12 protein-coding genes are annotated in these 13,821 nt (G+C 73.0%); 1 reads left to right on the top strand and 11 read right to left on the bottom strand.

Going from position 1 to position 13,821, the window contains the following annotated elements; all coding sequences use genetic code 11:
• Positions 1–552: a hypothetical protein gene (locus DFJ69_RS15845; protein WP_116023205.1), complete on the top strand. Its 552-nt coding sequence runs from the start codon at positions 1–3 to the stop codon at positions 550–552.
• On the opposite strand, the gene DFJ69_RS15840 is transcribed toward DFJ69_RS15845, so the two are convergent.
• The 11 genes from DFJ69_RS15840 to DFJ69_RS15790 all read right to left on the bottom strand — a co-directional run bounded on the left by DFJ69_RS15840 (position 509) and on the right by DFJ69_RS15790 (position 13,702).
• Positions 509–4,816, bottom strand: coding sequence for a HEAT repeat domain-containing protein (locus tag DFJ69_RS15840; RefSeq protein WP_147312324.1), 4,308 nt, complete (start codon positions 4,814–4,816; stop codon positions 509–511). The two genes, DFJ69_RS15845 and DFJ69_RS15840, sit on opposite strands and share 44 nt — an antisense overlap.
• 87 nt (positions 4,817–4,903) lie before the next feature.
• A complete protein-coding gene (locus DFJ69_RS15835; protein ID WP_245974410.1) occupies positions 4,904–5,782 on the bottom strand; it encodes a poly(ethylene terephthalate) hydrolase family protein in 879 nt (292 codons plus the stop codon).
• 113 nt (positions 5,783–5,895) lie between these two features.
• Positions 5,896–6,228, bottom strand: coding sequence for a transcriptional regulator (locus DFJ69_RS15830; protein WP_116023203.1), 333 nt, complete (start codon positions 6,226–6,228; stop codon positions 5,896–5,898).
• A complete protein-coding gene (locus DFJ69_RS15825) occupies positions 6,225–6,668 on the bottom strand; it encodes a hypothetical protein (RefSeq protein ID WP_116023202.1) in 444 nt (147 codons plus the stop codon). Before DFJ69_RS15825 ends, DFJ69_RS15830 begins: the two co-directional genes overlap by 4 nt.
• Positions 6,669–6,728: 60 nt before the next feature.
• On the bottom strand, positions 6,729–7,802 hold the full coding sequence (locus tag DFJ69_RS15820; RefSeq protein WP_245974409.1) for an AI-2E family transporter: 1,074 nt from the start codon (positions 7,800–7,802) through the stop codon (positions 6,729–6,731).
• Positions 7,799–8,128 (bottom strand): monovalent cation/H(+) antiporter subunit G, encoded by a 330-nt coding sequence (gene mnhG, locus DFJ69_RS15815; RefSeq protein ID WP_116023201.1) that lies wholly within the window; start codon positions 8,126–8,128, stop codon positions 7,799–7,801. The genes DFJ69_RS15820 and mnhG overlap by 4 nt, the downstream gene beginning before the upstream one ends.
• Positions 8,125–8,391 carry an MrpF/PhaF family protein gene (locus tag DFJ69_RS15810; RefSeq protein ID WP_116023200.1) on the bottom strand — a complete coding sequence of 89 codons (267 nt, stop codon included), beginning with the start codon at positions 8,389–8,391 and terminating at the stop codon, positions 8,125–8,127. The genes mnhG and DFJ69_RS15810 overlap by 4 nt, the downstream gene beginning before the upstream one ends.
• A gap of 46 nt (positions 8,392–8,437) precedes the next feature.
• Positions 8,438–8,953 (bottom strand): Na+/H+ antiporter subunit E, encoded by a 516-nt coding sequence (locus DFJ69_RS15805; RefSeq protein WP_116023199.1) that lies wholly within the window; start codon positions 8,951–8,953, stop codon positions 8,438–8,440.
• Entirely contained in the window at positions 8,950–10,491 is a 1,542-nt protein-coding gene (locus DFJ69_RS15800) for a Na+/H+ antiporter subunit D (protein ID WP_116023198.1), read from the bottom strand. The genes DFJ69_RS15805 and DFJ69_RS15800 overlap by 4 nt, the downstream gene beginning before the upstream one ends.
• Positions 10,488–10,883: a Na(+)/H(+) antiporter subunit C gene (locus DFJ69_RS15795; protein WP_116023197.1), complete on the bottom strand. Its 396-nt coding sequence runs from the start codon at positions 10,881–10,883 to the stop codon at positions 10,488–10,490. The genes DFJ69_RS15800 and DFJ69_RS15795 overlap by 4 nt, the downstream gene beginning before the upstream one ends.
• Positions 10,880–13,702, bottom strand: a complete 2,823-nt coding sequence (locus DFJ69_RS15790) for a Na+/H+ antiporter subunit A (protein WP_116023196.1) — start codon at positions 13,700–13,702, stop codon at positions 10,880–10,882. Before DFJ69_RS15790 ends, DFJ69_RS15795 begins: the two co-directional genes overlap by 4 nt.
• Positions 13,703–13,821 lie beyond the last annotated feature (119 nt).

Raw genomic sequence — 13,821 nt, 5'->3', positions numbered from 1 at the left:
ATGGACGTTGTTTTCACACGGACGGGTTCGCGTCGCTACGGGGTGTCCATCGGCGTGCCCGGGGAGTCGCCCCGTTGGCAGGATCCGTCCCCGGGGTTCGACGAGCACATCCCGCACGACCTCGTCCACTACGTGCTGGAGGCCGAGTTGGGGTTGTCGGCCGGGGTCTTCGGGCGCGCGGCGCGCGGCGGCGGGGGCTTCCACCCCTCCGAGGACCTCACCGCCCGGGAACGCGCCAGGCTCAAGCGCAAGGCCAAGAAACGCGAGGCGGGCCTGAACGCCAAGGATCACGCCGGGTCGGCGGACATGGCGCTGGCCGAGTCGCTCGCCGCGCTGTGCGACGCCCTGTGGAGGCAACGCCATGGCGGGCTGCCCGACGAGCGCCCCCCGTGGGTGACCCCTCCGAACGTCCCGGACGAGTACCGGCCCCAGGTGGAGCGCGTGCTGTCCAGGCTGGACGAGGTGGCCCCGCTGTGGAACGCCCTCGGCATCGGTGAGTCCCTGACGTTCACCTGGCCGAGCGTCGTCCCGCATCGGGCCCCGGCGCGTTGATCCTGTCGAGCACCTCCGTGTAGACGGGCCGTCGATCCGGCCGCGCCCGCCCGGCGGCGTGCCGCAGCGCGGGGATCGCCGGGGCCCCGACCAGTACGAGCCCCTCGGCCGCCGTCCTCCGGACTCCGGGGTGCGCGTGCGTGAGCAGCCGCACCAGTCCGGGGATCGCCGGCCGCCACGAGGCGTGCGCCAGCGCCTTGGCCGCCGAACGCACGATGTCCGGCTGCGGGTCGTCGAGCAGCCACGTCGTCCGTTCCAGGTGGGCGTCCCGGTCCAGCACCTTGCGGGTGATCCGGTGGGCCTGCAGCCGGACCCGCGCCTCGGGATGTCCGAGCATCTCGTCCAGCAACTCCCCGAACCCGGAGCCCTCCGGCGGCCGTTCGGCGAGGAGGGTGAGGGCTCGGCGGATCTGGTCGGCCGTTCCCGTGCGGGCCGCGTGGAACAGGTCCGCGCGGGACGGAGGCTGGGGCCGCCGCACCGCCGTGCGGTCACGGAGTGCGGCGAGAACGGCCTCGTCCCGGCGGGCGGCGTCGGGGTGGCGCAGCGGTCCGTCGACGAGGACGAGCCCGGCCGCCAGGTCGTCGCGGCCCTCCTGACGCAGGCGCCGCATCGTTCGCGTCAGCGCGGGAGTGCGCAGCAGGGGAACGCCGGCGACGAGGTCGAGCAGCCCCCACGCGCCGGCCTCCAGACGGTCGGAGATCGCCTCCGCCACGGTGTCGGGGGACGCTCGACGTAGTACCTGACCGGCGCGTTCTCGCGTGGCGGGGTCACCCTGCTCCCAGCGTCGCAGCAGATGGGGAACGAGTGGCCCGAGGTCCGTGGAGGCCAGGTGGGCGGCGAGGCGTTCGGGGGCGTGCAGCTCGCCTTCCCCGAGGAGGGTCGAGGCCCGGGCCAGGTCGGCGGTGACGGTGATGTCGACCCGTCCTTGGAGGTGGGCGCGCAGGACCGCGAGTCTCGTCTCCGGTTCGGGCCAGGTGAGCAGCGTGCGGGCCGCCGCCTCGCGACGGTCGGGGGCCGGGTCGTCCAGCATCGACAGCAGTCGTTCGCGCTGCGCGGCCGAGCGGGGCTGGTCCAGGTCGCTCGGGCGGGGCGTGCGGAGCGCGGGGGCGCGTCGCCGTGCCTTTTCCGCCAGGGTCCAGGGCGGCGCGTCGACCGGCTGCAGCTCGCACATCCAATCCAGGAGCGCGTCGCGAAGCTCCGTGGACGAGAACACGTCGATCAGCGCGTTCAGCCGATGGCGCGAACCCACGGCCGCAAAGCCGTCCTCGGCGCGGAATCGCCCCAGTGCCGCCGGCGAACGAACGGCCTCCGACAGGGCCTCGCGCCAGCGGAACGCCTCTTCGGGCAGGGGCTCGTCCATCTCCGGTGCCGCGAACGCCTCGCGCAGCACGTCCTCCGCCGACGGCCTCGCCCCCACGCGGACCGCCGCCAGCGCCCGTTCGACGTCGGCTCGGGTCAGCACCGCGCCGCTGCGGCGGAGCAGCGCGAGCCATGCGCGGCTTCCCGCCGCGCCCGGCGGCAGGGCGCGAAGGCGTGACGCGATCTCGAACGCCTCGGACGCGGGCAGGCCGGCGACCGCCTCGTTCAGGACGGCGACGAGCCGGTCCCGGTGGTCGTCGTCGATGTCCGCCAGCCCCGCGACCAGCGGCCGTACGGAACGGGCGAACAGCTTCACCTCATCGGCCGACCACGGCGGAGGACACAGGCGAAGGACGAAGCCCAAGGTCTCCGGATGCGCCTCCGCCAGCCCCAGCCAGTGCGCCAGCATCGGGCGGAGTCCGGACGGCACCTCCTCGTTCCCCCGTGCCAGGCGAAGCGCGACGTCGGGGTCCCAGCCCCGCGCGACCAACGCGTCCACATCGGCGGGTCGTCCGGGGGGCGGAGAGATGCCGAGGGCGGCGAGTTCCGAGGCCGTGCCCGACCGGAGCGCGATCGTGCCGTCGGCGACGAGCGCGAGCAGCCGGGCACCGGACGGCGAACCCTGGCGGACCAGGGCTCCGACGGCCCGCGCCTCCAGACGGCGATCGAGCGCCATGAGCAGCAGAGTGCGCGTGCGATCGTCGTCGGCCCGGTCGGCGGCTGCGAGGACCGTCGCCGCGGAGGCGTCACCGAGGATCGTCCGCAGCGCCTTGGTGAGGCGGTCGCGCAGACCCGGGTTGTCGTGGGCCCCGAGCCAGAAGAGCAGCCGGGGCACGGCCACCGGGGCCCCGGCACAGGTGAGGGCGTCCGCCGCCGTCTTCTTGACGTTCATGTTGGAGTGGTCGAGGCACGCCGCGATCGCCTCCGCCGCCCAGCGCGCCCGCGCCCGCCCGAGCGCGAGCACCGCCTGACGTACGGTCTGGACGTCCCCGGCCCGAGTGAGCGGGATCAGGCCGGCCGACAACGCCCGGGCGTCCGCACCGTCGTCGTCACGGGCGAGCAGCGCGATGGCGTGCTTGCGCACATGGCGGTCGCGGTGGCGCAACAGCGGATGCACCCGCGCGCGAATCCCCGGGGCGGGGACTTCGAGGAGGAGGGCGAGCAGGATCGTGCGCTCCGCGTGGCCGAGTTCCGGTCGTTCCAGCAGGTCCGCCGCGATGTCGGCGACGAGGGCGGCACCGGCCTCCTTCGCGGTCGTCGCGTCCAGCAGACAACGCGGCCGGATCTTGCCCCGCTCGTACAGCCGACGCCCCAGCCCTCGCAACGCCTCCACGGCCTCCGGCGGCACGACCGGCTCCTGACCCGAGCCCTCGGGCGGACCGCCGGCCGCCGCGAGGTCGGAGACGATCCGCAACAGCAGATCGGCGAGAACGGGTATCTGGGCGGAGCCGCCGTTGCGGGCCGACGTGCACAGGGCCTCCACCGGGTCGTCGGGGGCCAGGGCCGCTCTGAGCAGCGCGAGTTCCCGTTCGTCGGGCCCTCCGAGGTCGACGGCGATGCGGGCGGGCAGGTCTCGGGGGTCCAGTCGATCCAGCAGCGCCCGCCGCAGGTCGCCGTCCTCGGTGAGATGCCACAACACCTCCAACGCCCGATGCCGCAACGGCCGCAGGTGGGCGACGATCTCCCGTCCGCCGAGCAGCTCGGCCAACACCGTCGCCGTGCGCGCCCCGCCGACCGCCTCCAACGCGTCGAGAGCCGCCGCCGGCGTACGCGGAAGAGCCTCCAGAACGGCGGCCTCCGCAGACGCGGACGTAGGGCGAAGAACGCGAAGGGCCCGCAGGAACGGCACCGGGTCACGGGCCGTGCGCAGCAGACCGGCGACGGTGTCGCCCACGGCGAGGTCGCGGACGCCCTGCGCGGCGAGGGCGACGAGCAGGTCCAGCCGCCGTGACCAGTGCGGGTCGTCCGGCGGCGCGGCGGCCAGCTCCCGCAGCGCCTCGTGGCGGCAGGTGTACAGGACGGTGGCCGGCTCCTCGGCCGGAACACGGTGATCGGCGAGCGCCAGCCCCACGATCGCCGGCACATCGTCCCCGACCGGGAAGTGACCTCGCCGATGCAGCCCCCGCAGGCACCCGAAGGCCGGCTCGGCGAACAGCAACGGGTCTTCGAGCGCGAGGCCCAGGAGGTCGGGAACGTCGTCCCGGTCCGCGAGGTCGCCGAGGAGGTCCAGCGCGCGCCGGCGCGACGCGGGGGGCCGGTCGCGGTCGGCGGCCACCTCCCAGAGCAGGTCACGATGACCGTGCCGGGCCACGACCTCGAGCGACCCCGTGCCGAGGTGGCGGCGCAGGCGCTCACCGGGCAGCGGATCCAGTGCGGCCCACGGCTCGGCCAGCTCGCGGAGCGCCTCCTCGGCCACGTCGGGATCGTCCGCGAGGTCCGCCACCAGCGCCCGCGCCGGGCCGGGTGACAGCAGGGCGGCGTGGAGGGCCTCACGGGCGAGCCGCAGCGCCTCCCCGCGCAACACCGGATCGGGCCTGTCCGCGAGGATCCGGGCGAGCGCCCCGGGCTCGTCCACATCGGCTGCGGTGAGCCCGCGCACGGCCTGGTAGAGCGGCTCGCCCGGGGGCTCGTCCCGCGCGACCTCGGGCCGATGGGCGATCTCGGCGCTCAGCCACGCGATCCGAACCCGGACCGGCAACTCGACCGCGCGCCACTGGGGACAAGGCCCATGACGAAGCCGGCGATACAGACGGGCCTGGGCGAGGGCCACCTCCGGCACCTCGTCCACAGCCTGTGGAAGCGGCTCCGCGCCGTCGACCACGTGGCCGGCGTCGAGGCGTTCGGCGAGGGCGAGCAGGCCCAGGCGTCGCAGGGACCGGGGGTCGTCGTCCTCCACGCATGCCATGCCCGCCGATCCTATGTCCCGGATCGTCCCGGAACGCGGTACGACGGTGGCGGCGAAGGGCCGGCCACCGTCGTACGCGAGGACGGGTCAGGAGTGTGGGCAGGTGTCCCGGTACTCGCTGATCAACGAGCTCGGCTGGGGAGCCGGGCAGAGGAACCTGTCGTAGCGGGTGTCGTTGTCGACGAAGCGCTTCAGCCAGGACAGCGAGTACTTCGCGATCGTCGGCGTGTAAGAGATGGGCACGAGGTGGCCGGCGCTCTCCAGCTCCAGGTACGCCCGGTCGGAGGCGTTCGTCAGGCTGGCGTAGAAGCGCTCGGAGTGCGAGCCCACCGAGGCCGTGGTGTCCGCCTCGGCACCGATGATCATCGTCGGGACACGGACCTCGTTCCAGGTCTTGTCCAGGTGCCAGGGTGTCAGCGGGACGGCGGCCTGGATCGCGGGCCGCTTGGCGGCCGCGCCGAGGCTTCCGCCGCCGCCCATCGAGTGCCCCATGACACCCAGCCGGGTGGCGTCGATCCGGTCGCGCACGGCGCTCTTGCCGGTCAGGTAGTCGAGCGCGGCGAGGAGTTGGTTGGTCCGCGACGCGGGGAAGTCCCAGCCGCTGGAGGTCGTCAGCGTCATCACCACGAAGCCGTGGGACGCGAGGTGGGGACCGAACCACGCGATGCTCGACTCGGGCCCGGTGAAGCCCGGGATGACCGCGATGGCCCCGAAGGTCCCCTGGCTCGTGTCGGTCGGGTAGTAGATCGTGCCCCGGTTGAAGCCGGTGCCGCTGCCGGCGGGAACACCGACCGTGCTCGTGGCGAACGGTCCGCGCTCGGCGGTGACGCTCTGCTCGGTGGGTTCCGGTCCACGCTGGTACGGGTTCGCGTCGGCCTGGGCGGGGGACACGGCGGTGACCATCGCGGCGGTCAGCGCCGCCGTGGCCACCAGAGCCTGAACGGGCCTTCGGAGACGCCTCTTCACAGGGGCTTCCTCTCACAGGGGACGGGATGCGAGAGAAAGCGTGCACCCTGGAGAATGCGCGGCGCATCGTTGCGGTGCACACAATTCCGATCATCTGATTGTGAACGGTGGGACTACTCGGCCGACCGGCGGACCTCGTCGGGGGCCTCGCCGACGATGGCGCGCAGGGCGGCGACGTGGGCTTGATAGGCGCGGCGGCCGGTCTTGGTGAGCGAGAGCCACACGCGTTGGCGGGTGTCGCGGACGGCCTTGGTCTGCTCGACGTATCCGGCGTCCATGAGGACGCCGACGTGCTTGCTCAACACCGAGGCGCTGACGTCCAGCCGTTCCTGGATCAGGCCGAACTCGACCTGGTCGGCCGACTCCAGCATCGCGCAGATCCGGAGCCGGTTCGGCGCGTGGATCGTGGCGTTGAAGCCCTCTTCGGCCCTGTCGGCGACGGTCATTTCGAGGCCCGTGCCCGCCCGTTGTAGACCACGCCGAATCCGATCGCCCAGCAGAGCACGAGCACGGCGGCCACCCCCCAGACCCAGGAGCCCCGGTCTTCGAGGAGTTCGCCGACGACGATGGCGGCGGGCAGCGGCCACACGAAGATCAGCCCTTGGGGTTCGGTGAGCTTGCGGGGCGCGATCCCCGAACGGTTGACGTACCGGTAATAGGCGCGGTGCGTCACCAGCACACCCACCCCCACCACGAGGAGCATCGCCACCGCCCCGACGAGCGGCAGCATGATGCTCAGCAGCAGACCGCCTCCCAACAGCCCGAGGGCGGGAAAGAACCAGCCCGGGATGGGCGCCGTCCCTGCGGACCTGGCCTGCTCCACCGCCTCCAGCGCGGCGGCGGCCTCCGCCTGGGACGGCCGTTCGGGGCTCGAGTGAGTTTCCATACCGGAAAGTCTGCGCGAGACTTTCCAAGGTGTCAACACACGACTTTCCCACACGGAAACTCACCCGACGTCCGGCGTGGGGTGGCTTCCCGAGGCGTCCCGGCCCTGGATGCTGCGGGTCACCCGGTAGGCGATGGCGACGATCGGGACGGCGACCACCGCGCCCGCCACGCCGCCCAGCAGGGTCCCCGCCATCACCGTGACGAGGATGACCGCCGGGTGCAGCCGCAGCGCCCGGCCCATGATCAGCGGCTGCAGCAGGTGGCCCTCCAACTGTTGGACGCCGATGACCACCGCCAGCGCCAGCAGCGCGTCGGTCACCCCGTTGCCGACCAGGGCCACCAGCACCGCCACCGCCCCGGCGACGGTGGCCCCCACGATCGGCACGAACGCCGCCACGAACGTGAGCAGCGCCAACGGCAGCGCCAACGGGACGCCGATGAGCGCCAGCCCCACGCCGATGCCCGCGGCGTCCACGCCCGCGATCACGAACGTGCCCCGGATGTAGGAGACGAGCGTCCGCCAACCCGCCTGAGCGGCCTCCGCCACCGTGGTCCGGTGCCGTTCGGGCGCCAGGTCGAGCAGCCACCGGGTCATCTGCGGGCCGTCCTTCAACAGGAAGAACGTCAGCAGCAGCGAGATGAGCAGCGCCCCCACGGCCTGGCTCGCCGTCTCCGCCGTGCCGACCGGGTCGGGCGCGGCCCTCCTGGCGGCCGTGGACAGGCCGTGGACCAAGGCGTCCAACTGGCGTTCGCTGACCGGCAGCGGCCCGTCCAGCAGGTAGTCCCGGACCCGGCCCAGCCCCTCGTTCGTCTGCCGGGACAGACTCGACCACTGGGTCACCACCCGGTTGCCGACCAGCGCCAACGGCAGCCCGACGGCCGCCAGCAGGGTGGCCAGACCGACGAGCGCCCCCAGCCAGGCGGGGCCGCCCAGCCGCCGCACGCCGTGCGGCACCGGCCCGACCAGCGCGGTCATCAGCAGGGCCGCCACGATCGCCAACGTCAACGGGGCCAGGTCGACCAGGACCTGCACCACCAGGTAGACGGCGGTCGCGATGACCAGCAGGCACGCCGTGACCAGCGCGGCGCTGCGCAGCCCCGGCGGCACGGACGCCGGTCCGCCCCGGTTCACGGCCGCCGGTCCGACTCGTCGACGACCAGGACGTCCCGGTCGACGGCCCCGGTCCGGTAGGCGATGGTGCCCACCGTCTGCCCCACGACCGGTGCCGTGACCAGTTGGAACAGCGACACCAACACCAGCGGCGCCACGTCGGCGAGCCGGTTCATCTGCGGCATCGCCCCGAACAGCACCAGCAGCAGACCGATGGTGTGCGGCTTGGTCGCGGCGTGCAGCCGGGTCAGGATGTCGGGGAACCGCACCAGCCCCAGCGCGCCCAACGCCGAGAACCCCGCCCCCACGGGCATCAGCACCGCTGTGATCAGGTCCCCGACGCTCATCCGCGCCGCCCCCGGATCCCGGCGAGGCGCGCTGCCGTCACCGTGCCGACGAACCCGAGCAGCGCGATCACCACCAGCGACGCCACGTTGGCGGAGCTGTGGAAGATCGCCGCCTTCACCGCGACCCCGCTGACCAGCAGCACCGCCATCACGTCGAGCGCCACGATGCGGTCCAGCGGCGTGGGCCCCCGCACCAACCGCAGCATGGCGAGCACCCCCGCGAGGGACAGCAGCGCCAGCGTGACGGCATAGACGACGTTCATCCTCGCCCTCCCCTCACCCGCCGGCCCCGTGGCGGCACCGGCCCGTTCACGGTCGGTCCTCCGTGCGGCGGGGGCCGAACGCCGCCGTCAGCCTGTCCTCGGTGTCGCGGACGCCCTGCCGGACGCGTTCGGCCTCCGCCCTGTCGTGCACGGGCAGCGCGTGGACGTACATCAGCGGCGGGCGGATCTCCAGGACCAGGGACCCGGGCCGCAGCGACACACTGCTCGTGATCAGGATCACCATCACGTCCGACCGGGTCCGGAACTCCACCGTGACGATCCCGCCGACGACCGCCGACGACCCGCGCAACGCGTACCCGCCGACGACGACGCTGGACACGACCAGGTCGACGACGAACGCCACCGTCGCCCTGACCAGCGCGAACGGATGCACTTGGCCGCCGGTCAGCGGAAGGACCGGGAACCGGGTCGCCCAGTACGTCAGGTAGACCACGACGCAGCCGCCCGCGATCCCGGCGACGTCGACGCGCCCCCACAGCCCCACCCACACGGCCAGCAGCCACACCGCCATCGCCAACCGGGGCACGGACACGCTCTTCACGGCCGGTCCCCCTCCAGGACGGAGCGCCGGTAGTCGCCGCGGTCGAGCAGGTCGGTGGCCGCCTTCCCGCTCCACTCCGCCAGCGGGCCCGCCAGCACCGCGACCGCCAACCCGAAGGCGATCATGCACACGGTCACCCCGCGCACCAGCCCCCGGCTGTACCGCTCCTGCCGGGACGGGCCCGGCACGTCGTCCGGATGCAGGGGCGGCGTGGCCGACACCAGGGGCCGCAGTCGCCAGAAGGCCAGCGTCCAGATCCGGCTCATCGCCACCAGCGTCAGCAGACTGGCCAGCACCGCCACACCCGCCACCGCGTACGCCAGGCCCCGGCCGGAGGCGAACCCCGCCTGGAGCAACGCCAGCTTCGCGACGAACCCCGACATCGGCGGCACCCCGCTCAGGCTCATCGCCGGCACGAAGAACAGCGCCGCGCTGAACGCCGAGACCCCCATCAGCCCCCCGAGGCGTTCCAGCCTGATCTCGCCCGACTCGTCCTGGATGATGTCGCTGACCAGGAACAACGTCGCCTGCACCACGATGTGGTGGACGAGGTACAAGATCGCGCCGGCCAGCCCCGCGACCGAGAACAGGGCCAGCCCGAACACCAGGAAGCCGATGTGCCCGACCAGCGTGAACGACAGGATCCGGTGGATGTCCTGTTGGGTGAGCGCCCCCAGCATCCCGACGATCATCGTCACCGCGGCCAGCACCAGCATCAGATCTCGCGTCTCGTGCTGGGGGAACAGCAGCGTCTGCGTCCGGATCAGCGCGTACACCGCCGTCTTGGTGAGCAGCGCGGCGAAGATGGCGGTGATCTGCGTGATGGCCGCCGGGTAGCTGTCCGGCAGCCACATGTGCAGCGGAACGACCGCGCCCTTGATGCCGAACACCACGAGGAACATCAACGCCAGCGCCGTCCGCACCCCTGGGGGCAGGTCCTCCGTCCGGGTCGACAGGTCGGCGAGGTTGACCGTCCCGGTCGCCGCGTAGGTCAGCGCCACCGTCGTCAGGAACAGGATGGACGAGGTGAGGCTGACGACCACGTACGTCATGCCCGCGTGCATCCGCGCCGGGGTCGGCGACAACGTGATCAGCACATAGCTGGAGACCAGCATGACCTCGAAGCCCACGAACAGGTTGAACAGGTCCCCCGCGAGGAACGCCAGGCACACGCCCGCCGACAACGCCAGGTACGCGGGGTAGAAGACGCTGGGCTCCGCCCGCTTCTGCCCGACGACGCCCTGCCCGACCGCGTACACCAGGATCGCCAGCAGCACCGCGCTGGACACCACCAGCATCAGCGCCGTCAGCCGGTCGGCGACCAGCGTGATGCCCAGCGGCGCCGGCCAGTCCCCCGCCTGCGTCGACACGACCCCGTCCCGCGACACCGTCACCGCGATCGCGACCGTCGACGCCACCACCCCCGCCGCGATCGCGACGCTGAGCGTCCGCAGCAGCGCCGGCGAACGCCACGCCAGCAGCGTCAGCGCCGCCCCGGCCAGGGGCAGCGCGAACGGCAGCGGCAGCAGCACGTTCATCCGGTACCGCCGTACTCGTCGCGTTCCTCGCGGCCGCCCTCCGCCTCGGTCCGGCGGTCCTCCAGGTCGTCGCGCACCTCGTCCTCCCCCAGGAAGAGCCAGCTCCGGTAGGCGAGGGCGAGCAGGAACGCGGTCACCCCGAACGTGATGACGATCGCCGTGAGGGCCATCGCCTGCGGCAGGGGATCGGTCATCTCCCCCGGCCCCGGCGGGTCCTTCCCCCCGAGCAGGGGCGGCCTGCCGGACGGGCCCCCGGCCAGCAGCAACGCCAGGTTGGCCGCGTGGCCGAGCAGCGCGAACCCCACCACCACCCGGACGAGCGAACGCTGCAGCAACAGGTGGAACCCGATCGCGAACAACATCCCCGCCACCACGAGCAGGACCAGGCTCATGCCCGCCCCCGCTCGCCGTTCTCCGGGTGCTCCTCCAGGCTGGTGCCCAGGGTCCTGATCAGGCTCAGGATCAGGCCGAACACCACGACGTACACGCCCAGGTCGAAGAAGAGGCTGGTCGGCAGCTTCACATGGCCGAGCAGGGGCCAGTCCCACTGGAGCGCGGTGGCCTCAAGGAACGAGTCCCCGACGAGCCAGCCGCCCGCCCCCGTGGCCAGGGCGATCGCCAGCCCTCCCCCGATGAAGAGCGCGGGATGGAACGGCACGGCGGCGACCACCTCGCGCAGCCCGCCCGCGAGGTAGCGCATGACGAACGCCGTGCCGGCCACCAGCCCGCCCACGAAGCCGCCGCCGGGCTGTCCGTGGCCGGCGAACAGCAGGTACACCGAGAACACCAGCACGCTCGGGACCACCAGCCGGGTCGCCACCGCCAGCGGCAGCGAACGGCCGCCCAGCGGGGGACGACCGGGCGCGGTCAACCATCGGCTCCGGCGGTCCCCAGGTGTCTCGTCGGTCTCGGGTACGGCGGCGTGGCCCAGTCGGTCGTCCCGCATCCCGGTCAGCACCAGCGCGGCCACCCCGACCGCCGCCACCGCCAGAACGGAGATCTCCCCCAGCGTGTCCAGGGCGCGCAGGTCCGCGAGGATCGCGTCGACGACGTTGTTGGCGCCCTCCTCCTTCGCCTCCTGCGCGTAGCGGGGGCCGACGGGCCGGTGGTCGCGGCTGAGCACCGCCACCACCAGGAACGTGGCCATGAACGCGCCGACCCCCGTGGAGATCACCGCCGAGAGGATCCGGGCCGGCCGCAGCCTGCGGCGGGGCGGGAAGCGCTCCGGCAGCCGCCGCAGCACGAACACCAGGATGATCAGCGTCAGGGTCTCCACGACCAGCGAGGTCAACGCGAGGTCCGGCGCGCCGTGCACCACGAAGAGCCCGACGACGCCGTACCCGGCCCCGCCCAGCAGCAGCGCCGCCGACAACCTGCGGTGCACCCGCATCGCCGTGAACGCGCAGCACGCGACGATCACACCCAGCGGGAGCTGCACCGGGTGGTCCCACAGCTCCAGCCGGTCGGTGTCGACGGCCGGCCCCTCGCCCCGGGCCAGCACCCACACCAGGCCCAACCCGGGCACCACCAGGACCGTCAGCACGATCACCGCGAGGTAGGCGGGCAGGGATCCCACCTGCACCCGCCGGGTCACCGCGTGCGCCACCCGGAACAGCCCGTTCACGGTGAGGCAGTAACCCTGCTGGGCCGTGGGCAGCCGCTCCCACCGCTCCTGCCAAGGCCGAAACCGTTCACGTCTCACGTACAGCCAGACACCCGAGGCGAGGATGAGGACCGAGAACAACAGCGGCACCCCGAGGCCGTGCCACAGGGACAGCTCGTAGCGGTCGTCGGCGGGGAGCAGGCCCGCATAGGGCCCGATCAGCCCCTGCCACGTGCCCGACATGAACCCCGCGACGAAACCCGCGCCCGCCAAGAACACGATCGGCCCCAGCGCGGCGGCCGGCAGCCTCCTGTGCCGCTCGCCCCTGCGACCGCCGAAGGTCCCGGTCAGGAAGCGCACCCCGTACGCCACCGTGAACACCGACCCCGCCGCCACGCCCAGCAGCACCAGCAGGTCGACGCCCCCGTGCGCGAACGCCTCGAGCGCCGCCTCCTTCGCCACGAAACCGAGGAACGGCGGTAACCCGACCATCGACGCCGTCGCCGCCACCCCCGCGAGGGCCAGCATCGGCATCCGTCGCCCCACGCCGTGCAGCTCGCTCGCCCGACGGGTCCCATAGGTGTGGTCCACCGCGCCCACCGCCAGGAACATCGGGGCCTTGAACAGCCCGTGCGCCAGCAGCAGTGCCAACCCCGCCAGCGCCGCCGTCCGCGTCCCCGCGCCGCACAGCACCATCAACAGCCCGAGCTGGCTCACCGTCCCGTACGCCAGCAGCCGCTTCAGGTCGTCCTGCCACAACGCCTGCCAGCCCGCGACGATCAGGCTGACCAGCCCCACGATCACGACGAGCGGACGCCACGGCCAGACCTCCGCGAACCCCGGGGCCAGCCGCGCCACCAGGTACACCCCGCCCTGCACCATCGCCGCCGCGTGCAGGTACGCGCTCACCGGCGTGGGCGCGACCATCGCCGCCGGCAGCCACGAGTGCAGCGGCATCTGCGCCGACTTCGCGAACGCGCCCAACAGGATCAGCAGCAGCGCCGCCTGCACCGCGCCGCCCTCAGGGGGGTCGGCCAGGATCGCCGAGATCGTGTAGGTGTCCGCCTCCAGCCCCAGGATCACCAGCCCGGCCAGCATCACCAGCCCGAAGCCGGTCGTCATCAGCAGCGCCTGGTTGGCCGCCCGCCGGTTCGCCGCGTTCTCCGGGTGCTCCCCGCCGATGAGCAGGTACGAGCACAGCGTGGTCAGCTCCCAGAACACGTAGAGCACGAGCAGGTTGTCGGCCAGCACCAGCCCCGTCATCGCCCCCGCGAAGGCGACCAGAACGGAGACGGTCATCCTCGCCGGCGATGTGAAGTACCAGGCCGAGTACACCAGCACCAGCGCCCCGACCCCGCCGACCAGCAGCAACAGCACCCATGCCAGCCCGTCGAGCCGAAAGTCCAGCACCAGCCCCAGGTCCGCCGCCCACACCGTGCGCTCCACCACGGGCTTCGCGTCCCGCACGGACGCCGCCTGCCGCACCGCCCACACCAACGTGGCCAGCGGTGCGAGCGCCGCCACGTAAGCCATGCCGCGCCGACTGTGCCCCAACCCCCACGGCAGCACGAGCGCCACCGCCGCGTGGAACACGACGAGCATCAGCATGACCGCCGCATCCCCCCTCGCACCGGGCGTGCGGCGATCCACCTGCCGGCGCCCCTGTACGCCTCATGCCCCCTCGCCACCACCGCGCCGTACCGTCGGCGGGGAAATCACCCCACCTT

The organism is Thermomonospora umbrina (assembly GCF_003386555.1).
GTDB classification, from domain to species: Bacteria; Actinomycetota; Actinomycetes; order Streptosporangiales; family Streptosporangiaceae; genus Thermomonospora; species Thermomonospora umbrina.
This window is presented reverse-complemented; position numbering and strand designations above follow the sequence as displayed.

Bases quoted from the DNA above. Each gene is read 5' to 3' on its own strand.
- mnhG (WP_116023201.1), bottom strand. From the start codon at position 8,128: ATGAGCGTCGGGGACCTGATCACAGCGGTGCTGATGCCCGTGGGGGCG.
- DFJ69_RS15810 (WP_116023200.1), bottom strand. From the start codon at position 8,391: ATGAACGTCGTCTATGCCGTCACGCTGGCGCTGCTGTCCCTCGCGGGG.
- DFJ69_RS15795 (WP_116023197.1), bottom strand. From the start codon at position 10,883: ATGAGCCTGGTCCTGCTCGTGGTGGCGGGGATGTTGTTCGCGATCGGG.
- DFJ69_RS15840 (WP_147312324.1), bottom strand. From the start codon at position 4,816: ATGGCATGCGTGGAGGACGACGACCCCCGGTCCCTGCGACGCCTGGGC.
- DFJ69_RS15845 (WP_116023205.1), top strand. From the start codon at position 1: ATGGACGTTGTTTTCACACGGACGGGTTCGCGTCGCTACGGGGTGTCC.
- DFJ69_RS15830 (WP_116023203.1), bottom strand. From the start codon at position 6,228: ATGACCGTCGCCGACAGGGCCGAAGAGGGCTTCAACGCCACGATCCAC.
- DFJ69_RS15825 (WP_116023202.1), bottom strand. From the start codon at position 6,668: ATGGAAACTCACTCGAGCCCCGAACGGCCGTCCCAGGCGGAGGCCGCC.
- DFJ69_RS15790 (WP_116023196.1), bottom strand. From the start codon at position 13,702: ATGCTGATGCTCGTCGTGTTCCACGCGGCGGTGGCGCTCGTGCTGCCG.
- DFJ69_RS15800 (WP_116023198.1), bottom strand. From the start codon at position 10,491: ATGAACGTGCTGCTGCCGCTGCCGTTCGCGCTGCCCCTGGCCGGGGCG.